Here is a 20,883-nt window from a genome sequence, read left to right as displayed (position 1 = left end):
ATCGAGACCGCCGTCTCAGGCCGGTCGGATCGACAGGTTGTGCGAGAACACCTCGCGCGGATCCCATTTCGCCTTCGCGGCCTGCAGCGCCGGGTAGTTGTCCTTGAAATACAGGCGGTGCCACGGGATTCCCGAGCTGTTGTGAGCCGGGTCCGCCAGATCGGCATCGGCGTAGTTGATGAAGCAGCCGTCGGTCGCCTCGCCCGGTACCGGCACTCCGCCCGTCGTCGCGTAGACGGCGTCGAAGCATTCGCGGATCCAGCGATCGTGCCGCTCGTCCTCGGCCGGATCGGTCCACAACGTGACGTACATGAGTTTGAGGATCGAATCGCGCTGCGCCGCGGCGGTCGCGTCCGTGGCCACCGCATTGATCCGGCCGCCATAGCTGACCAGAGCGACCATGGCATACGGGTGCGGATAGTCCTCGCGGGTCAGTTGCCGGTACAGCGCGTCGAGCTGAGGTGCGGGCAGCGCGCGGCGCATATACGCGGACTTCACCTTCCAGCGCGCCACCGCGGCTTCGACGAATCCGAACCATTCCCGCACCGCGTAGAACCACGGCACCCGGCTGCGGTCGTTGACCGTGTAGGTCGCGCCCGTGCCCGCGCCGACCGCGGCCAGGAAGGCGTCGAGAGTGTGCTCGGCATCCGGTTCGGCGGCGTCGATCTGGGTGCTCATCCGGAACGATCCCGCCGAGCGATGCTGGATCTTCAACTGGCTGTACAGGCTCAGGTGGTCGGCGTCGGGCCCCGCGTGGCGTTCGTGCCATTCGCCGAAATTGGTGACCAGGCGGGTGAATCCGGCCTCGTCGAGCTCGTCCCACGACCACGAGATGTCGGAAACGATCAGCTCGGCGGGCGGGGTGGGCAGCAGCCGGGCGGGATCGTCGCCGACGGCCTCGGGCGAGCGGAACCAGTACCGGGTCACGATTCCGAAATTGCCACCGCCCGCACCGGTGTGGGCCCACCACAGATCCCGGTGGGGATCGTCGGGTTCCCGCGTCGCGACGACCGCTCGCGCCCTGCCGTCCGCGTCGACCACGACCACCTCGACGGCGTACAGGTGGTCGACGATGAGCCCGTGCAGGCGCGACAGCGCACCGTAACCGCCGCCGGCGACATGACCACCCGCGCCGACCGTGGGGCACGTACCGCCGGGCAGTGTCACCCCCCAGCCCTTGTAAAGCGTCGAATAGACCCGTCCGAGGGTGGCCCCGGGAGCGACGGCGAACGCGCCCATCACCGAGTCGTAATGCACCGTGTCCATTCCCGATACGTCGATCACCGCCCGGACTTTGCCGTTCGCTGTGAAGTCCTCATCGCAGTGGCCGCCACTGCGCACCACGACGCGCAGATCATCGTCGACCGCCTGCTGCAACGCGGCGACCACCTGCTCGGTGGACCACACCAGACGGATGTAGTCGGGCGATCCCACCCATCGGGTATTGGAGCCGGATATCAGACCCCAGTAGCGCGCATCGTCCGGGCGGATCAACAGCGGTTCGGTCATAATGTCGCTTTCTCTTCGAATGTGGTTGTCGAGATGGATGATTCGCATCAGCTCGCGGCGATGGCCGTCGCGTGCCGATCGGTCGTGGCGGTGAGATGGGCGGGCGTAGGCCGCCGAGGGGAGGGGCTTCGGCCGGGCCGGATATCGGAGGTGATGAGGGTGGACTCCCGGGTGCCCGCGATGCGCGCGAACCGGTTGTGGGCCAACGACCCCTCGCCGGTCAGCACCACCAGCATCGGGGCGTGTTCGGCACTGTCGAGCAGCGTTTCGAGAAAGTCCAGATTGACCTGATCGGCCAGGTGGGCGTCCTCGAAGATCAGCGTCGTCGGCCGCAGTCCAGCTTTGGCGCACAGCAATTCGGTCCAGGCGGTGAGCATTTCCCGGACCTGGACCGGATCGTCGGTCCCCGTCTCGGTGGCGAGTGGATACAGCGCCTCGGCGAGCTTGCGCGCCGCGACCGGTGGGCGCAGCGGATGGCCCGCCGCGTCGGCCAGTTTCGCCGAGATCCACGCGGGCGAGTCACCGAGCCGGAACCCGCACGCCGCGGCGAGCATCGTCCGATGCGTCTCGAGCCGATCGCCGCCGCCGAAGCGGGCGCACAGGACCAGTTCGGAATCCCCTTGCCCACGCAGGGTATTGCGGAAGATGCGGGCGACCCGTCGGGCGCTCGTCGCGGCGGGCGCGACCACCGCGACCAGATGCGACGCCCCTCGCTGCCGGACCCGCTCCCGCAGGCCGAACAGCATCCGGACGTCGGGGTCGGTTTCGGCATCCGGCCCGTCCGCGGTGTCGATACCCGTCGCGAGCCAGTGCCCGGTCGGCTGCCGTCGATAGCGGATCACATGCTCGGTCTCGAGCCGCGTGCGTTCGCTCACCGTCACCACTCCGTAAGGTGCTTCGAGCAGCAGGCGTTCGCATTCGTCGAACAGATCGGCGTATTTGCTCGAGTTACGCAGATCGGCATAGGCGCGCGGGACTCGCCCCTCCGCCTCCCCGGTTACCACCGCGGCCCGGAAACGCGGCTTGATCCGCGACGCGAATTCGGTTCGGGCGGTGATCCATTCGTGCGGTTGCATCGCCGCGGCCACCACTTCCGACACCTCGCACGGTTCGGGGAATGCCGTCATCACGGTGGTGCCGATGACGCCTACGACAATGCCACCGAGTGACTCGGCCGTCGCCCGAATGGCCGGCAGATAGCGTTCACCCATGGTCGAGTTGTCCGCACTCGAATCCTGCGTCCCGCCCGGCTCGATCTGGACCGACAGCACGGTGGATCGGGTGATTTCGTCGGTCGGCGCAACCACCGTGATGGGCTCACGGTGCGGGGGCTCGGCATCCGGCAGCGTCAGCGACGGACTCTGCAGCAGAATGGCCTGCTGCAGTTGCTGCAGTTCGGATCCCGGTTCGAGGCCGTAATTCTCAATGAGGGAGTTACGCCAGGCCGTGTAGACGGCCAGCGCCTCCGACGGTCGCCGTCCACGGTACAGCGCGAGCATGAGTTGCCCGCAGGATCGTTCGCGCAGTTGGCCGGAGTCGGCCAGCGCACTCAGCGAGTCGACTACCTTGGCGTGATTTCCGCGTGCCAGTTCGATCTCGAAATAGTCCTCCGACACCGACATTCGCGCGTCCTCGGCGGCAGCCAGCTCGGGCCAGTCGACACCGTGCTCGGTGAGATCGGACAGCGCCGAACCGCGCCACAGCGATAGCGATTCGGCCAGTCGCGCGGCGGCCGCGTCCAGATCGCCGGCTGTCGCCGCGGTTCGGCCCAGGTCGGCGAGTTGGTAGAACCGATGCAGGTCGATGCGGTTGGTATCGACCTCGAGGACATAGCCCGGCGGGCGCCTGATCAGCGCAATCGGCTCGCTGTTGCCGACCGGGAAGAGATTGCGCAGCGACCAGACCGCATTGTGCAGAATTTTCCGGGCCGAGGTCGGCATCGCTTCGTTGGGCCACAAGGCATCCAGCAACTGGCTGGCCGGGACGACAGAATTGGGATGCAGAAGTAGGTACGCGAGGGTTGCCCGCTGTTTCACGCCACCGAGTCGCAGTGGCTTGTCATTATGTCGGACCTCGAGCGGTCCGAGAACACTGAACAACACGATTTCCCCTGGTGCGGCGGTCCCCGAGGTGATGATTCACGGACGGCCGGATTCCGAACGCATTCGGCGCCAACGAACTTCGTCGGTCGCGGCGAATGTGCGGCGGAACGGCAGGGGCTCCTGGGACGCGCTGGCTGAACCCCATTGTCCGAGCGCCGACGGCATTGGAGGCGCTGGTGCGGTGCCGGTCCCGGATTCGGAGTCCTCCCCAGGTCCGGTCGGCGAGACCTGATCGGCGCGCGTTGGCGCAGATCGTGACACCCGCGATGAACGATCAGGCCACCGTCCGGTGATCGGCTCCTTCGCCACGGTGGCCCCGGCCGGTCGTTCGGCACCATTCTGTCGGAAGGACCTTCGGGTTTGCTTCGGGCCCACTTATGAAGCGACCGTGGGACTTTCGATCGCTTGATCGAAGAATTACTCGAGTAGGATCGAGACGTGCACTTCGGGGTGTTGGGGTCAATGGATGTCGTCACGGATCTCGGCGACGCGGTGTCGATACCGGAGTCGCTGGTTCGAGCGCTGCTCGCCGACCTGATCGCCCATGTCGGTGTACCGGTCTCCACCGATCGACTGATCGAGGACCTGTGGCCCGAATCCGCGCCGAGCAATCCGACCCGGTCGTTGCACACCAAAGTGTCTCAGCTGCGCCGCGCTCTCGAGGAGGCCGAGCCCGGAGGCCGCAAGTATATTGTGACAACGCCGGCTGGATACCTCTTTCGTGCCGAGCCGCACCGATTGGATTCGACGCGGTTCTTCGATTTCGTTGCTCGGGCGCAGGTTTCGACCGATCTCCCGGCGCGGGCGAACCTCCTGCGTGAGGCCCTGGCATTGTGGCGCGGGCCGGCCTTCGCCGACTTCGTCGATCTGCCCTTCCGTGACGAGGTTTCCGCTTCCCTCGACGAGGCGCGGATCGCGGCACGCAGCGAACTGGCCGAGGCTCGTCTCGAGCTCGGCGAGCATCGAACGCTGATCGCCGAGATCAACGAACTGGTCCGCGAGCATCCGTTGCGCGAAAGGCTGCGGTCGGTTCAGATGCGCGCATTGTACCGGTCCGGCCGGGCCGCTGACGCGCTCGACAGCTTCAACGAACTGCGGACCCTGCTCGCCGAGACGCGAGGCGCGGACCCCAGCCGAGAGCTCGTCGATCTGCATCGGGCCATTCTCGAACAGAACGTCGACCCGCAAACGGAACCGATACTGTTGGAGGGCAGGACATTCGGGCACAATCTGCCTGAGCCTCCGAACGCGCTGGTCGGCCGGGACGCGGCCGTAGGCTTGGTGCGGGCCAGCCTCGTATCGGATCGACTCGTCACCCTCGTCGGCCCCGGCGGTGTGGGCAAATCCCGCCTCGCGCTGGCAGTTGCGCACAGCATGGTCGACAGCTTCGCGGACGGCATCTGGCTGGTCGAGTTCGATGCCCTCGACCGCTCGCACGGGCCGGAAGTGCTGGCGGATGAGGTCCTTTCGGTACTGAGCATCGATGTGAACGCCCCACCAGGGTCCAACGGGAAGTCCCTGTCCCCGGGGCGGCTGAATTCGGTGGACCGGGTGGTGGCGTTCCTGCGCGCGCGGCACGCGATGCTGGTGCTGGACAACTGTGAGCACGTTGTCGACGCGGCGGCACAGCTGGTGGAGTCGATTCTCGCGGAATCGGCGGATTGCAGAATCCTGGCGACGAGCCGGGCGCCACTGGCGGTGCGGGGTGAGACCATCAGCGCGGTCGAACCGCTGGAACTACCGTCGGCCGGCTCCACCCGCCCCGAACTGCTCGGCACCGTTAGTGCAGTGCAGCTGTTCACCGCGCGGTCACCGGGCTTGCGCGTCGATGAGTCCAATCTCCATGACATCATCGCGATCTGCCGACGGCTCGACGGAATTCCACTGGCATTGGAGCTGGCTGCGACGAAGATTCGGGTGCTCGGGGTGCACGAATTGCTGGTCCAACTCGATCGACGCTTCCAGGTGCTCGACAGTGGATTCCGGGATTCCCCGGATCGGCACCGCACCCTGCGCGCGGCGATCGACTGGAGCTGGGAGCCGCTGTCGCCCATTGAACGGGATGTGTTGTGCTGGTTGGCGATCCACGCCGAGGATTGTTCTTTATCGGCGGCACGGTCGCTGGTCGGCGATCCGGCCGACGACCACGAGATTCTCACCGCGCTGACCCGGCTCGTCGACCGGTCCCTGGTGATCATGCAGGAATCGCAGCACGGGCCTCGCTACCGGCTGCTGGAATCGATCGGGGCATACTGCGTCGAGCATCTCGAGACCACGGGGATGCTCCTCGAAATGCGGCTGCGGCATGCGATGTACTACGCCAACCGCGGCGAACTCGCCAGTGCCGGACTGCATGGCCCCGATCAGCGACGATGGCTCGAACTGCTCGATGTGGAAGCACCCAATATTCGCAAGGCGGCCGATTTCGCGATCGGCCGTCGCGACGTGCGGCTCGCCATGCGGCTGGTGAATTCGTTGATCTGGTTCGGGTTTCTGCGCGGCAGGCTTACCGAAGCGCACCGCTATCTCTCCGCGGTGGGCGCGATGGCCAGCGAGTTGCGCCCGGTAGAGCACGCGACGATCGTGCGGTGGCGGGCCGGCATGGCGTTGCTGATCGGGGAAGCCGACCAGATTGTCAGTCCGTCACCCGCCCTCGGCGGTGACGAGACCGCGACGGAACTGCGCGCACTCGCGCGCAGTGAATGGTTTCTCGGCTACGCACAATGGTATTCGGGCGCGCTGCCCGAGAGTGAGGACCGCGTCGGCCGTGCCCTGGCCACCTTCCGCACATTGGACGACAACTGGGGAATCGCAGCGTCACTGAGCTTGCGCGCCGCGCAGAATACGGCCCGCAGCGACTTGGCGACGGTCAGGGACCATGCGCAGACGAGCGCGGCCATCTTCGATGAGGTCGGGGACCGCTGGGGCCGGCTCAAGGCCATCGAGGCGCTGGCGGTGCTCGCCGAGTTCGAGGGGCGTTACGACGAGGCGAACGACCTTCATTGCGAAGGGTTGCAGATTGTCGAGGATCTGGGGCTCTGGACGGAAACATCGCACAAACTAGCGTTACTCGGGCGCATCGCCCTCCTTCGAGGTGAGTTCAGGACCGCGGACGAACTGCATCACCGTGCGATGCGACTGGCCGCGAGCCACGCCAACCGGCTAGGTGAGGGTTTCGCCGAAATCGGCTTGGGGCTGGGCGCGCGCCGACAAGGTCGCTTGGATGACGCCGAGAAACACCTGAATCGATGGCTGGGCTGGCTCGCCGCCATCGAGGCACACAATGGCGTGGCCCTGGTGTCGGCCGAGCTCGGATTCATCGCCGAACTGCGCGGCGATGCCGACCGTGCGTGGACACTACACACGGAGAGCCTGTCGGCGGCCGTGCTCACCGGCGATATCCGTGCTGTTGCCCTCGCCATCGAGGGGCTCGCGGGCGCTGCGACCCTGACCGAACACTACGACCGGGCAGCTCGACTGCTCGGCGCGGCGACGAGGGCGCGTGCCTCGACCGGCGCACCCCTGGCCAGCGGCGAGCGAATGGATGTCGACCGTATCACCGCGCTTGCGCGCGGCGCGCTGGGCGAAGAGCGGTTCGCCAAAGAGCTCGATAGCGCCGGACCGCACCTCAGCATGGGCCACGGCGTATCGGTGGCCGATTTCGCGCACGCGATCACAGACCATGAGGTCAGGCGAATCATCGCGGCGGTGACAGACTTCGACGCCGACGTGCCCACGAACATCGACCGCTCGTCGTCGGAATGTCTACGGAGAGTTGGGTGTTGAGGAAATGCGAACCGATTCGACCGACATCCCACAAGGAGATCGAATGTCCAGTTCCGCCTCCCTCATCGACTCGAGCACCGACTTCGGTGTGAAGGTCACCAAACATCTGGTGCAGGACACCATCATTTGGCTGACCACCGTAAGCCCCAGCGGCACACCGCAACCCAATCCGGTCTGGTTCCAATGGGAGGGCGGGGCGTTCCTGGTGTTCACCCAGCCGGGTACTCCCAAGCTGCGCAATATCGCCGCCAACCCACGTGTTTCGTTGAATCTCAACACCACCGCAACCGGCGGTGACGTCATCGTGTTCACGGGCACGGCCCGGGTCGACGCAGACGGCGCCGCCACCGCGGAGCTCGATGCCTTCGTCGAGAAGTACGCCGAGGGGCTGGTCGACATCGGAATGACCAGAGAGCAATTCTTCGCCGACTACTCGATTCCGCTGCGCGTTGTCCCCGACCGCGTGCGCGGATTCTGAAGACAGGTCACGGAGCCGATCCCATCCCTCGACCCGTCGCGTCAGCCCGGGTCGAGGGCAGGTGGGGGTGGCGCTATCACCGTGCGGTCGGCCGAGGGTACTCGGCGTAACGTGTGCTGATATGGCGGCACCTAAGAAGGCCGGGTCCGCGTTGAGATCACCGGAGCTGGCCGCGGCACTGCGGGGCGAGATTCCTGAACTGACCCGGCGGCTGATGGCGGCTATCTTCACCGACAACCCGGAGTGGACCGATTACTCGGCGGTGACACGCGCGGATCTGCGGGACGGATGCCAGCGGTTCCTCACCCGGATTCTGGACTTGCTCGGTGGGCAGGCTGCTGGGCCTGAGCGCGATGATGTGGCGGCGTCGATCGGTGAGTTGCGCGCGGAGCAGGGGGTGCCGCTCGAGGCTATGCAGCGCACGTTCCGGCTCGGTGGGCGCATTGTGTGGGAGGCGCTGCTGGACAAGGCCGGGGATGTGGCGCCCGCGCAGTTCCGGGAGATGGGGACTGCCATCTGGGCGGTGATCGACGGGATGTCGTCGGCGCTGGTCACTGCGTATCGCAATACTGAGCTGGATCGGGTGCGGCGGGATGAACGGCGGCGGCACGGGCTGATCGAGGATTTGCTCTCGGGGCGGGCCCGCGATGCCTTGTTCGCGACCCGGGCGGGCCGGGAGCTGAACCTGCCGGTGCACGGGGACTATGTCGTGGTGGTGGCGCGCGGTGGACCACATCCGTTGGGCATAGGATCGGAGACGGCGTTGGCTTCCATGGGAATTCGTTCGGTGTGGCACGATCGGACGGATTCGACGGTCGGACTGGTCGCGCTGGAGCATCGATCGGTCGAATCTGTCTCGCAGCGGCTGCGACCGCAGGTGCGCGGGCGGGCGGCGGTCTCCGCTGCGGTCGCTGGGTTGGCTGAGATCGTGACGGCGCATACGTTGGCGCTCCTCGCGCTCGACACCGTGCCGGATGATGCTGTGGGAGTGCTGGTTTCGCTCGACGAGTGCTATCCCGAGATGCTTCTGCTGCGGTCGCCAGACCTGAGCGAACTCCTGGTGAGGTCCACCCTCGGGCCGGTGCTCGAACTGCCGGTCAAAGAGCGGGATGTTCTGCTGGGCACTCTGGCGGTTTGGCTGGCCGAGAATCGCTCGGCGGCCAATGCCGCACCGCGGCTGCACTGCCATCGGAACACGGTGATCAATCGGCTGGAGCGCATCACCGCACTGCTCGGCCGCCCGCTGGAGGGACAGCGTTCCTATCTGGAGCTCTCTCTTGCGCTGGCAGCCCTCGACCTCGGGGGACAGGCTCGCGACTGACCCGAGCAAACTCCCCGTCCCGATAACCGAGATTGGGCGCAGTGCCCAATTCGGATGCTGGATCAGTGGACTTCGAGGTCATTGCTTGTGCTTCTCACAGCCAGAACACTCGGGTGAACGACCCACACCGCAACCCGAGGTGGGGTCGGCTTCGTTCGAGGATGAGGAGCACCACGAGTGCCGGATTTCGATCTTCTGGTGGTCGGCGGCGGTCCCGGCGGGTACGTCGCGGCCATCCGTGCGGCCCAGCGCGGACTGCGCGTCGGATTAGTGGAGAAGGAGCGCCCGGGCGGCGTCTGCCTGAACTGGGGCTGCATTCCCACCAAGGCGATGCTGCGGTCGGCCGAGGTCTTCCAGACCATCAAGGACGCCGCGGATTTCGGTATCCACGCCGATAATGTCCGCTTCGACTTCGCCGCTGTACGGCAGCGCAAGGACGGCATCGTCAAGGAACTCACCGACGGCGTCGGCGGTCTGCTGAAGGCCAACGGTGTGACCCTCATCGAAGGCCATGCCCGGTTCACCGGCCCGACCGCCGTCGAGGTGTTCGAGGCGGGCCAGTCGCCCGTCTTCCCTGGCGGGCCGCGCTATGCCGCCGCGCCGACGGCCACCGCCGTGCGCACCGTCAGCGCGACCGATGTGATCATTGCGACCGGTTCGGTGCCGGCGCTGTTGCCCGTGCCGGGCGCCGACCTGCCCGGTGTCATCACCTCCGACGGCGCGTTCGGGCTGACCGAGGTGCCCGAGCGGCTGGTGGTCATCGGCGGCAGCGCGGTGGGCGCGGAGTGGGCGAGCCTGTTCGCCACCTTCGGCAGCGAGGTCACGGTGGTGGAGATGCAGGATCGCCTGGTTCCGCTGGAGGACAAGGAGATCGGCGTCGCGCTTGGCCGCTCTTTCGGCAAGCGCGGCATCAGCGTGCTGACCGGTTCGACCGTCACCGGCATCGCGCAGGCGCAGGGCGCGCTGCGCGTCGGCGTGGGCGGACCGAAGGCTCGGGAGATCGACGCCGATGTGGTGCTGGTCGGAGTCGGACGTCGCCCCAATACCGCCGAGCTCGGCCTGGATGTGGCCGGAATCGCCACGGACGCACGGGGTTTCATCCCGGTCGACGAGCAGCTGCGCACCGGCGTGGAGCATGTCTACGCCATCGGCGATGTCACCGGCAAGGCGCTGCTCGCGCACGTCGCCTCGCATCAGGGCCTGACCGCGGCCGACGTCATCGCTGGTTACGACGCCCACATCGACTACGCCGTGATCCCGGCCGCGACCTTCACCCATCCGGAGATCGCCAGCGTCGGCCGCACCGAGGACGCCGCCCGCGCCGCCGGCCACGATGTGATCACCGCCAAGTTCCCGTTCGCCGCGCTCGGCCGCGCCAAGACCTTCGGCGAGACCGAGGGCTTCGTGAAGATCGTCGCCGGCGCGCGGCATCAGGAAGTGCTCGGCGTGCACATCATCGGCGCGTCGGCCAGCGACCTGATCGCCGAAGGCACCCTGGCGATTTCGCTCGAGGCCACCCTCGAGGAACTCGCAGACACCATCCACGCCCACCCCACCCTCGGCGAGATCGGCATGGAGGCGGCCCTGACCGGGCTCGGCCTGCCGGTACACATCGCGCCACCCAGGAAGCGTTGAGGAGACCCCTCGTGACCACCAGCACCGCACCACGCAAGCCGTCCCGCAAGGCGAGCCGACCCGCCGACGGCCACCCGACCACCGCGGAGACCGCCCCACCCGAGGCCGCCGCGATCGACCCGGGTGTGGCCGTATCCGCGGCCGACTCGATCGCCGCTGCCGTGACCGGCCCGGTCCAATCCCGTATCGCCACGGAGGATCCCGGCGCCCTGCGCGGTCTGTACCGCGACATGCTGTTCGTGCGCCGCTTCGAGGAACGCACCGCGCAGGCCTACCAGCAGGCCAAGATCGGCGGCTACTGCCACCTCAATCTGGGGGAGGAGGCCACGGTGATCGGCATGGGCGCGGCCATGCGCCCCACCGACTACCTGTTCACCAACTACCGCGAGCACGGCTACGCACTCGCCAAGGGCATCGAGCCCGGACGCGTCATGGCCGAGCTGTACGGCCGCTCCACCGGCACCTCCAAGGGCTGGGGCGGTTCCATGCACATGTACGACACCGCCACCCGCCTGCTCGGCGGTTACGCCATTGTGGGCGGCCAGCTTCCGCTGGCGGTCGGCGCGGCGCTGGCCATCGACTACCGCGGCGGCGACGACGTGGTTGTGTGCCAGATGGGCGAGGGCACCACGAATATCGGCGCGTTCCACGAGTCGCTGAATATCGCGGCCCTGTGGAACCTGCCGATCGTGTTCCTGGTGATCAACAACCAGACCGGCATGGGCACCACTGTCGAAAAGTCTTCCGCCGAACCGGATCTGTGGAAGCGCGCGTCCTCCTACCGCATGCGTGGTGAGCGCGTGGACGGCACCGATGTGCTCGCCGTGCGCGATGTCGCGAGCGAGCTCATCGAGACCGCGCGGCGCGAGGGCAAGCCCGCACTGTTGGAGGCGGTCAGCTACCGCCTCAAGGGCCACTCCGTGGTCGACCCGGCGAAATACCGTACCAGTGAGGCGGTTTCGGTCGCCCGCGAGAAGGACCCGGTCGTGTTATGGCGGGCTGCCCTGCTGAACGCCGGTGTGCTGACAGAGGACTCGGCCGCCGCCATCGAGCAGGAGGTCGCCGCCGAGGTGGTTGCCGCCGTCGAATTCGCCGACGCCAGTCCGCATCCCGAGCCGTCGAGCCTGTTCGACTACAACTATGCGACCCCGGTGGCCGGCGACTCCCGCCGCCTGCCCGCCGATCCGCTGTTCACCCACTAAGGACATCACCGTGGCTGTCATGACCTATCGCGAAGCGCTGCGCGAAACCCTGCGCGAGGAGATGCGGCGCGACGACGACATCTTCCTCATCGGGGAAGAAATCGGCGTCTTCGAAGGCTCCTACAAGATCACCGCCGGCCTGCTCGCCGAATTCGGCGAGAAGCGGGTACGCGACACCCCGATCGCCGAAGAGGGATTCGTCGGCGCGGCCATCGGCGCAGCCATGCTGGGCCTGCGCCCGGTCGTGGAGATCATGACGATCAACTTCTCGCTGCTGGCGCTGGACCAGATCGTCAACCACGCCGCCAAGATCTACGGCATGTTCGGCGGGCAGACCAGCGTGCCCATGGTCATCCGCACCCCGGGCGGCGGGGGCCAGCAGCTGGGCGCGACGCATTCGCAGAACATCGAGCTGTACTACGCGTTCGTGCCCGGCCTCAAGGTGGTCGCCCCGAGCACCCCGGCCGATGCGCGGGCGCTGCTCAAGGCTGCCATCGACGACGATGATCCGGTGCTGTTCTTGGAGAACCTCTCGCTCTACAACACCAAGGGCGAAGTGCCGCAGGATCTTCCGGCCGCTGAGATCGGCAAGGCCGCGGTCACCCGCGAAGGCAGCGACATCACCCTGATCGGCTACTCCCGCATGGCGACGGTCTGCACCCAGGTCGCCGAAAAGCTGGCCGCCGAGGGTATTTCCGCGGAGGTCGTGGACCTGCGCAGCCTGCGGCCCCTGGACCGCGACACCATCGTGGCCTCGGTCAAGAAGACCGGCTGCGCGGTCATCGGTGAGGACGACTGGCTCACCTACGGCATCGGCGCGGAGGTGGCGGCATCCATCTCCGACGGCGCCTTCGACTACCTCGACGCGCCGGTGCGCCGCGTGGCCATGGCCGAGGTGCCGCTGCCCTATGCCAAGCCGCTGGAGAAGCTCGCCCTGCCATCGCCCGACTCGCTCTACACCGCCGCGCTGGAAACCCTTGCGGCCGTGGGCAAGCGGCGCTGAGACCGGAAACCGGAGGATAAGAACGTGCCCGAAATCACCATGCCCCGGCTCTCCGACACCATGGAGGACGGGGTCATCTCGGCCTGGCTCAAGCAGGTCGGCGACAAGGTCACCCGCGGTGAGGTCCTCGCCGAGATCGAGACCGACAAGGCGCTCATGGAGCTCGAGGCCTACGACGACGGCGTGCTCGAGCAGATCCTCGCCGAGGCGGGCGCGCGGGTGCCGATCGGCGAGCCGATCGCCATCGTCGGCGACGGCAGCGGCGCTGCCCCGGCCACCCAGCCCGCCACCGCCGCATCGGCCGCCCAGCCCGCCACCGCCGCATCGGCCGCCCAGCCCGCCGCCCCCGCACCGGCCGCTCAGTCGGCCGCTCCGGCTGACCAGCCCGCCACGGCGAACGGCGCTGCAGCGGATGGTAACCGCAGTGCGCCATTGACTTCCGCGCTTGCCGCTGCCCCGGCGGCGGCCGGTTCCGATGAGCGCAAGAAGTCGTCGCCGCTCGCCCGCAAGATCGCCCGCGAGCTCGGCATCGACATCGCCACCGTGACCGGCACCGGCCCCGGCGGGCGCGTGACCCGCCACGATGTCGAATCCGCCCATGCCGCAGGCGAACCCGCCGCTCCCGCAGCAACTCCGCCACCCCCGGCGGCCCAAGCCTCGTATGCCGCACCGGCTTCGGGCGACTACGACGAGATCCCGCTGACCGGCATCCAGCGGGTGTCCGCCACCCGGCTCACCGAGAGCAAGCAGCAGGCGCCGCACATCTACCTCACCAGCGCCATCGACGTGACCGATCTGTTCGCCTTCCGCGCCGAGATCAACTCGACGCTGGCCAAGACCGGCTCGGCCAAGGTCAGCGTGAACGATCTGCTGGTCAAGGCCGTCGCCATCGCACTGCGGGCGAACCCGACGGTCAACGTCTCCTTCGCCGGAGACAAGCTCTACCAACACCACGGCGTACACATCGGCGTCGCGGTCGCGACCCCGGCGGGCCTGCTGGTTCCGGTCATCCGCGACGCCGATCGCAAGACCGTGTCCGCCGTCGCCGCGGAGACCCGCGACAAGGCCGAGCGCGCCCGCGACCGCAAACTGAAGGCCGACGAGATGAGCGGCGCGACCTTCACCATCTCCAACCTGGGCATGTTCGGCATCGAGCACTTCACCGCCGTGATCAACCCGCCGGAGTCCGCCATCCTCGCGGTGGGCGCGGCCACCGACGAACTGCGGCTGGCGGACGGTCATGTGGTGAGCAGGAAGATCCTGCGCGTCACCATGTCCGCCGATCACCGTGCCATCGACGGGGCCGTTGCCGCCCAGTTCCTAGCGCAGCTGAAGGACCTGGTGGAACACCCCCTGCTGATCGTCGCGTAGGGGTGAGGGGTCTGGGCACACCCCCGGACCCCTTGACGGGCGGTTGAAGCGGACCGGATGAGCAACGACATGGACCTGGTCGGTTTGGGCAGAGATCCGGTGTCTCGCCCCGAATTCAGCGCACCAACGTGCGAAGCGACCGAAGAGAGCTACAACGCGCCGGGGCCGGTGAACGTCAGAGTGGCTGGCGAGGTTGTCGCAGACCAGGTGCACGTCCAGCCCGTAGTTCAGGCAGGGACGCCGAGCTGGGCCAGCAGCACGTGGATATCGGAGTTGATCCAGTACTCGGCGAATTTGCCGTCCTCGACGCGCAGCACGTCGGTGCCCGTGAAACGGATCGCGGCGCCTGCCGTTGCCGTCGCACCGGGAAACCCGCCGCTGTAGGTTCCGGTGGCGATCCACCGGACCGCGCAGTGGTCACCGTCCACGATCGGACCCACCTCCACCTGAAACACCAACTCGGAGAAGGCGGCTCGGGTCTGCGCGATCCACCCGACCAATCCCTGCGGACCTCGCACCGCACTGCCGTCACCACCGTCGAGCAGCGCGGCGTGCACGGTGAAGTCGGGGGCGATGATGTCCTCGGCTGGGCTGTAGTCGCCGTTCCAGGTGGTGAGCCATCCGGAGAGCAGCTGCCCGACAGTGGTGTCGGTTGTCGATTCCATGACGAAAATCCTTGGTCGAGTGGTGGGTTCAGTTCTGGGCCGGGATCCAGTGCCCGTGGATGCCGGCGGGCACTCGCTGCGGGAGATCGACGGCGGCGATCGGCTCGGACAGATCCGAGGCGTCGAGGATGAGCAGCTGGGACGCGTCGGCCTCGATATCGCTGACGATGGTGAGCAGATAGCCGTCGTCCTCACGGGTCGCCCCGGCGGCGGGCGCGAAGACGGCCTCGCCGGGCATCCGTGCCGGTCCGTGCGCGAACAACTGTCGCTCGCCGGTCCGGGTGTCGAATTTGACCGTGTGATAGCCGGTCAGTCCGTTTCCCGGGAAAGCGACCGCGTAGCTGTAGCGATTCGGTGCTCCGGTCAGATCGTCGTTGATGGCGGGGAATTCGACGACCAGATCGTCCAGCGCCTCCTCGGTCGCGGTGCCGGTGGCGGGGTCGAGAATCCAGCGGTGGAACGTGGTGCCGACGCCGGGGGTGTCGGGGTAGCCCGGGGCGGCGATCCACCATTTCCAGGAGGTTTCCCAGGCCGAGCGGTCGAAGCGGGGGCATTCGAGCACGACGCGCCCTCGGTCGTCGACATAGGAGTTGGCGACGTGCAGGATGGCCGCCGGGCTGTCGATGTCGAACCAGCTGATCTGTCCCGAGCCGTGCCTGGGCAGCACACCGATCCGGAACGGCGCGTCGTCGTGCCAGCGGTAGGGGATTCCGGAGTGCTCGGCGGGATCGAAGACGACCGGGGAATGCAGGAATACGGCATGCTCACGGGTGATCGCGAAATCGTGCATGAGCGAGGGCCCTGCGCCGTCGATCGTGGTCGCCCGGATGATCTCGCCGGACGCGTCCGCGATGTAGTAGATCAGATAGGGCGGGAACGGGCTGTAGGAGAAGAAGTGCAGCTCTCCCGTGAACGGATCCACCTTGGGATGCGCGGTCATCGAACTGGTCAGCTTCCCGCCGAAGTCGTAGACGCCGACCGTGTCCAGTTCGCCGGTGACTTCCCAGGGCAGATTGGCCTCCTGCAGGGCCAGATAACGTCCGCCGTGGAAGATGATGTTGGTCGCGGCCGCGCTGACCTCGAGTTCGGTGCCCGTGAACGGAACTCCGTCCAGATAGGGCGTCTTCACCCACCGGTTGCGGTACCACTCCGCGCGCCCGCCGGACAGCCGGATGCCGTGCAGCATCCCCGCTCCGCGGAACCAATGGGTCGGTGTCACACCCGGTTTGGGATTGTGACCGTTGCGGAAGTAACGGCCGTCCAGGTCGTCGGGCAGTGTTCCGTGGACGGTCAGCTCGAATGCGGTGAGCTCGTCGGGGGTCGGTGCGTAGTGCCCGGTGACATAGGGCCTGGGTGGTTGTGCCATATCGATATCGCCTTTCCGGTGACAGTGATGAGGGTGAGCACAGTGATGGCGGCACAGGTCAGGAAGACCGCGCCGAAGGTGGGCAGGGCGGTCAGGAAGGACAGGCCGGTGGCGCCGCCCAGTTGGCGGCTCGCATTCACCAGGCCGCCCGCCAGCCCGCTGTCGGTGGCCGGAACTCCGGCGGAGGCCGACGCGGTGATCCGGACGAAGGCCACGCCCATTCCGGCCCCGATGAGCAGGGTCGGACCGAGCAGATCGATGAGAAAGCTTGCGGCGGACGGCGTCCGGGCCAGCCAGGCCAGACCGGTTGCGAGCATGAGCAGACCGACCGGCAGTGTGGCGCGGCCCGGAAGCCGGCCCGCCACCCAGGAGGAGACGGTGATCATCAGCGCCAGCGGAAGTTGGGTCAGCCCGGCGCGTAACGGCGTGTAGCCGAGGGTGTGCTGCTGATACAGCGGCAGGTAGTAGAACAATCCCAGCCAGACGGCACCGAGCAGCGCCATCGCGACGTTGGGCCACGCGACCGGCGCCATCCGCGGCGGCAGCAGCGGGTCGGCCACGCGCCGCTGCCGAAAGGCGAAGGCCGCCAGCAGGATCAGTCCCGCGGCCAGCGCCGTCCAATGGCCCGACAGCCCGTAGGTGAGGGCGACGAGCCCGCCGGTGGCGGTGACCGCGCTCGGAACGTCCGGTCGCCCACCGACCGCGGGCCTCGGCTCGACCAACCGCCACGCCGCCAGCAGCACGGCCAGCGCGACGGGAACGACCACGAAGAAGACCGACCGCCAGCCGAAGCGATCGGTGAGCAGTCCACCCAGCAATACACCCACGGCGCCGCCCGCACCGGATACCGCACCCCAAACCCCCAACGCCACACCACTGTCCCGGGAATCGCGGTACAGCGTGAGTACCAGGGCCAGCGCCGTCGGCGCCATGAGCGCCGCGCCGAGCCCCTGCACCGATCGGGCCGCGATCAGGGCGGCGGTATCGGGCGCGATCGCCGCGGCCGCCGCGGAAGCCGCGAAAATGCTCGCGCCGACGAGGAATACGCGGCGCAGACCGTAGGCGTCGCCGAATCGCCCGCCCGGCAGCAACAGCGCTCCGAACACCAGCACATAGGCGTTGACCACCCACGACAGGCCGGTCGCCGAGGTGCCCAGACCGCTGCGGATCTGCGGCAGGGAGACGTTCACGATGGAGGTGCTGAGCACCACGAGGAACTGCGCGGTAGCCAGCACCGCCAGCGGCAGCCATCGTGTTCTCATGCCGCCAGCTTGGCGGGCATCGCGGCTCGCTCGCGTCGGTGATTCCTACCTACTCTGTCGTGCCGCGGGCCGATTCGTCCGGCATGATGCACCGTGTATGGATTCGTTGATCGGGCGTCGGGATGAGACGGCGCGGCTGCGTGCATTTCTGGAACAGGCGAGGCGGTCGCGCGGCGGTGCCCTGCTGATGCACGGCGAGCCGGGCATCGGCAAGAGCGCCTTGCTGGCCGACCTCGCGGATGCGGCGGCCGATTTCGTGATCATGCGGGCCTGCGGCGCCGAATTCGAGACGGAACTGCCGTATTCGGCGCTGCATCAGCTGTGCGCGGCGGCCCTGGCGCAGCTGGACAGGCTGCCGCCCGCGCAGGGCAAGGCGTTGCGCATCGCGTTCGGTATGGACGTCGGAACTCCCGACCCATTCCTGGTCGGTGCGGCGACGCTCGGGCTGCTGCTCGAATACGACGGGCCGGTGCTGTGTCTCGTCGACGACGCGCAGTGGCTGGACCGCGCCTCTGCCCATGCACTGGCCTTCGTGGCCCGGCGCGTGGATGCCGAACGGGTGGCGATGATCTTCGCCGCGCGCGACGATGCGGGTGCTCTGAATCTGTTGCCGCAGTTGGCGATACCGCGGCTCGGCGATACCGCCGCCCGTGCCCTGCTGGCTCGCACGCTGCGCGCTCCGCTGGACGATCGGGTGCGCGACCGCATTCTGGCCGAGGCGCGTGGCAACCCGCTGGCCCTGTTGGAACTGCCGACAACCACCGAATTGGCCGGTCTCACTGGAGATTTCGATCTGCTCGCCCCGGCGGCCGCGGAACGGAGCTATCGCGCCCGCCTGGAGGCGCTGCCCGACCGGGTCCGGTTGCTGCTGACCGTCGCCGCCGCCGAACCCGTCGGCGATCCATCCCTGCTATGGCGGGCGGCGGCGCTGCTCGGCATCGAGACGACCGCCGACGACGAGGTGCCACTGGTCGAAGTCGGCACCCGGATCCGCTTCGTACATCCCCTGGCTCGCTCCGCGGTCTACCGGGCCGCGACCGATCGCGAGCGGCGGCGTGCGCATGGTGCACTCGCGCGGGTGAGCGATCCGGTCGCCGATCCGGACCGCGTGGCCTGGCATCGCGCCCAGGCCAGCGTCGGCCCCGACGAAGAGGTGGCCGCCGCCCTGGCCCGTTCGGCGGCGCGCGCAGGCCCGCGGCGGGGTGGCGGCCGCGGCGGCCTTCCTGGAACGGTCGGCCGCACTGACATTCGATCCGGCGCTGCGGGCCGAACGGGTGCTGGCGGCGGTCGAAGCCAAACTGTCCGCGGGTGATTTCGAGGCCGCCGACGAGCTGCTGTCGACCCTCGCCTCCGACGATCCCCGCATCGACCTGCTACGTGGCCGAATCTCCTTCGCTCGCTACCGGGGTGACGACCATCCCACCGTCCACCTGCTCCGCGCCGCAGCGAAATTGGCTGTGCGCGAACCGGATCGTGCCCGCGCCTGCTATGTGGACGCGATCGAGACGGCCGTGCTGACCGGCGGCCTCGACAGCGTGATCGCGGCCGCGGCGACCGCGCCGCGCGCCCCGGCGCGGCCCGGCAGTGTCGATATCGTCCTCGACGGCATGGCGGCCTTGCCCACCGAGGGGCACGCGGCCGCGGCGAAGCTGCTGCGCCCGCTCGTTTCGAACCATCGCGACGAGGTCTGGAGTCGTTGGCCCACACTCGGTTATCTGCTCGCCCTCGAACTGTGGGATCCCGACGCGATGCGTGCTATCGCCTCGCGGATCGCCGCCTGCGGCCGCAGTTCGGGTTCGCTGCACACGCTGCGGATCGGGCTGGCCATGCTCGCGACCGTCGCCGTGCACGCCGGCGATTTCGGCGCGGCCCAGGAGCTGATCTCCGAGGAGGAGGCCATCGCGGAGGCCACCTCCGCCGCTCCACTGGTCTACCCGCGCATCCACCTGGCCGCGCTGCGCGGCCGCCGCGCCGAGGCCCAGGTGCTGTTCGCCGCGGTGGGACCGCATCTGACCCTCAGCGTGCAGTACGCCACCGCCGTCCTGCACAACGGCCTCGCCGACTATCCCACCGCGCTGCGGGCCGCCGAAAAGGCTGTCGCGACAGGCGATCTCGGCCTGGCCGGCCAAGCGCTGCCGGAACTGGTAGAGGCGGCGGTGCGCTGTGGCGAGTCGGCGGTGGCCCGGTCCGCGCTCGCGGCACTGACCGAACGCGCTGGCGAGCAGTCGTGGGGACAAGGCGTCGAAGCCTGGGCGCGAGCCATGGTGTACGAGGACGAAGACGCCCACCGGGAGGCCGTCGCGCTGCTGGATTCCTGCCCGATGCGGATCTGGTCCGGTCGCGCCCACCTGGTGTACGGCGAGTGGTTGCGCCGCAAGGGACGCCGCCGCGACGCCCGGACCGAATTGCGCCACGCCCACGAGTTGCTGTCCGACTTCGGCGCGGAGGCCTTCGCCACCCGGGCCGCGGGTGAGCTCCGCGCCACCGGCGAACACGCCCGCCGCCGCACCGCGCAGGCATCCGACGCGCTGACCATGCAGGAAGTGCACATCGCGCGCCTGGCCGCCGACGGCGCCACATCCAAGGAGATCGCGGCCACCCTGTTCCTCAGCCCACGCACCGTGGAAGCCCACCTCCGCAACATCTTCCGCAAGCTCGGCATCACCTCCCGCCGGCAACTGCGCGACATCCGTTGATCGGTCCCGTTGGGCCGGCATGCCAGGGTTCGATCAGCCAGGCGGCAGCGGTCGTCGCCGGCTCCGTTATCGGCGAGTGGCCGTGCCGGTGGAGCGGGCCTGCGCGAGCTGGACTCCGAATGCGCCGAGGCTGCTGAAGGCGGGAAGCAGGCTGGAGCCGAGTTGGGTGACGGTGTAGACGTCGACCTCCGATGCCGCCTGACGCCTGGATTCGCGCACGACCAATCCGGCGTCCTCCAGTCTGCGCAGGTTCCGCGTCAACTCCTTCGAGCTGATTCCGGCAACCGTCCCGAGTAGGGAGTTGTACCGCTGGGCGCCCTGCATCAACAGCGAGCGCAGCACCAGCATGCGCCACTGCCCGCCGATGGTTCGGATGGCCAGCTCGATCGGGCAGGTTTCGGCTTCGGGAGCAAAAGCGGTGCGGTCGTCCATCGATTCATGCTAACGCCATATCCCTCCGGTATTCGCGCACCTTTTAGTGCGTTGA

Annotated in this window: 15 protein-coding genes; 9 read left to right on the top strand and 6 right to left on the bottom strand. The window is 68.0% G+C overall.

The features are described from left to right. Positions 1-15 precede the first annotated feature (15 nt). Together ACQP2D_RS22315 and ACQP2D_RS22310 are read right to left on the bottom strand one after the other, a co-directional pair. A complete protein-coding gene (locus tag ACQP2D_RS22315) occupies positions 16-1,509 on the bottom strand; it encodes an FAD-binding oxidoreductase (RefSeq protein ID WP_433677848.1) in 1,494 nt (497 codons plus the stop codon). Between the two features lie 47 nt (positions 1,510-1,556). Further along, positions 1,557-3,611: a BTAD domain-containing putative transcriptional regulator gene (locus tag ACQP2D_RS22310; RefSeq protein WP_433677847.1), complete on the bottom strand. Its 2,055-nt coding sequence runs from the start codon at positions 3,609-3,611 to the stop codon at positions 1,557-1,559. Between the two features lie 462 nt (positions 3,612-4,073). Between ACQP2D_RS22310 and ACQP2D_RS22305 the strand changes: the two genes are divergently transcribed. The 7 genes from ACQP2D_RS22305 to ACQP2D_RS22275 all read left to right on the top strand — a co-directional run bounded on the left by ACQP2D_RS22305 (position 4,074) and on the right by ACQP2D_RS22275 (position 14,407). After that, positions 4,074-7,397: a BTAD domain-containing putative transcriptional regulator gene (locus ACQP2D_RS22305; protein WP_433677846.1), complete on the top strand. Its 3,324-nt coding sequence runs from the start codon at positions 4,074-4,076 to the stop codon at positions 7,395-7,397. Between the two features lie 43 nt (positions 7,398-7,440). Further along, entirely contained in the window at positions 7,441-7,875 is a 435-nt protein-coding gene (locus ACQP2D_RS22300; RefSeq protein WP_433677845.1) for a TIGR03667 family PPOX class F420-dependent oxidoreductase, read from the top strand. Between the two features lie 121 nt (positions 7,876-7,996). After that, positions 7,997-9,196, top strand: coding sequence for a PucR family transcriptional regulator (locus ACQP2D_RS22295; RefSeq protein WP_433677844.1), 1,200 nt, complete (start codon positions 7,997-7,999; stop codon positions 9,194-9,196). A gap of 177 nt (positions 9,197-9,373) precedes the next feature. Then, on the top strand, positions 9,374-10,831 hold the full coding sequence (gene lpdA / locus ACQP2D_RS22290; RefSeq protein ID WP_433677843.1) for a dihydrolipoyl dehydrogenase: 1,458 nt from the start codon (positions 9,374-9,376) through the stop codon (positions 10,829-10,831). 11 nt (positions 10,832-10,842) lie between these two features. Next, on the top strand, positions 10,843-12,033 hold the full coding sequence (pdhA, locus tag ACQP2D_RS22285) for a pyruvate dehydrogenase (acetyl-transferring) E1 component subunit alpha (RefSeq protein ID WP_433677842.1): 1,191 nt from the start codon (positions 10,843-10,845) through the stop codon (positions 12,031-12,033). Positions 12,034-12,052: 19 nt separating this feature from the next. Continuing rightward, a complete protein-coding gene (locus ACQP2D_RS22280; RefSeq protein ID WP_433677841.1) occupies positions 12,053-13,036 on the top strand; it encodes an alpha-ketoacid dehydrogenase subunit beta in 984 nt (327 codons plus the stop codon). A gap of 24 nt (positions 13,037-13,060) precedes the next feature. Next, positions 13,061-14,407 carry a dihydrolipoamide acetyltransferase family protein gene (locus ACQP2D_RS22275; protein WP_433677840.1) on the top strand — a complete coding sequence of 449 codons (1,347 nt, stop codon included), beginning with the start codon at positions 13,061-13,063 and terminating at the stop codon, positions 14,405-14,407. 227 nt (positions 14,408-14,634) lie between these two features. Here the strand turns inward: ACQP2D_RS22275 and ACQP2D_RS22270 are convergent, their stop codons facing one another. The 3 genes from ACQP2D_RS22270 to ACQP2D_RS22260 are packed head-to-tail and all read right to left on the bottom strand — an operon-like array spanning position 14,635 to position 17,700. Continuing rightward, positions 14,635-15,072: an ester cyclase gene (locus tag ACQP2D_RS22270; protein WP_433677839.1), complete on the bottom strand. Its 438-nt coding sequence runs from the start codon at positions 15,070-15,072 to the stop codon at positions 14,635-14,637. 28 nt (positions 15,073-15,100) lie between these two features. Further along, positions 15,101-16,438, bottom strand: a complete 1,338-nt coding sequence (locus tag ACQP2D_RS22265; RefSeq protein ID WP_433677838.1) for a carotenoid oxygenase family protein — start codon at positions 16,436-16,438, stop codon at positions 15,101-15,103. Continuing rightward, positions 16,363-17,700 carry an MFS transporter gene (locus ACQP2D_RS22260; RefSeq protein ID WP_433677837.1) on the bottom strand — a complete coding sequence of 446 codons (1,338 nt, stop codon included), beginning with the start codon at positions 17,698-17,700 and terminating at the stop codon, positions 16,363-16,365. The genes ACQP2D_RS22265 and ACQP2D_RS22260 overlap by 76 nt, the downstream gene beginning before the upstream one ends. 97 nt (positions 17,701-17,797) lie before the next feature. On the opposite strand from ACQP2D_RS22260, the gene ACQP2D_RS22255 reads away from it, so the two are divergent. Continuing rightward, a complete protein-coding gene (locus tag ACQP2D_RS22255; protein WP_433677836.1) occupies positions 17,798-19,012 on the top strand; it encodes an AAA family ATPase in 1,215 nt (404 codons plus the stop codon). Then, positions 18,903-20,396, top strand: a complete 1,494-nt coding sequence (locus tag ACQP2D_RS22250) for a helix-turn-helix transcriptional regulator (protein WP_433677835.1) — start codon at positions 18,903-18,905, stop codon at positions 20,394-20,396. The genes ACQP2D_RS22255 and ACQP2D_RS22250 overlap by 110 nt, the downstream gene beginning before the upstream one ends. A 66-nt stretch (positions 20,397-20,462) precedes the next feature. On the opposite strand, the gene ACQP2D_RS22245 is transcribed toward ACQP2D_RS22250, so the two are convergent. Beyond that, the gene (locus ACQP2D_RS22245) at positions 20,463-20,828 is read right to left on the bottom strand and encodes a winged helix-turn-helix transcriptional regulator (protein ID WP_433677834.1); all 366 of its coding nucleotides are present in this window, start codon (positions 20,826-20,828) and stop codon (positions 20,463-20,465) included. Positions 20,829-20,883 lie beyond the last annotated feature (55 nt).

The sequence above is a fragment of the Nocardia sp. CA-119907 genome, from assembly GCF_050955995.1.
Classification (GTDB): domain Bacteria; phylum Actinomycetota; class Actinomycetes; order Mycobacteriales; family Mycobacteriaceae; genus Nocardia.
Note: the sequence above shows the minus strand (reverse complement) of the source record. Positions and strands in the feature narration are given on the sequence as shown.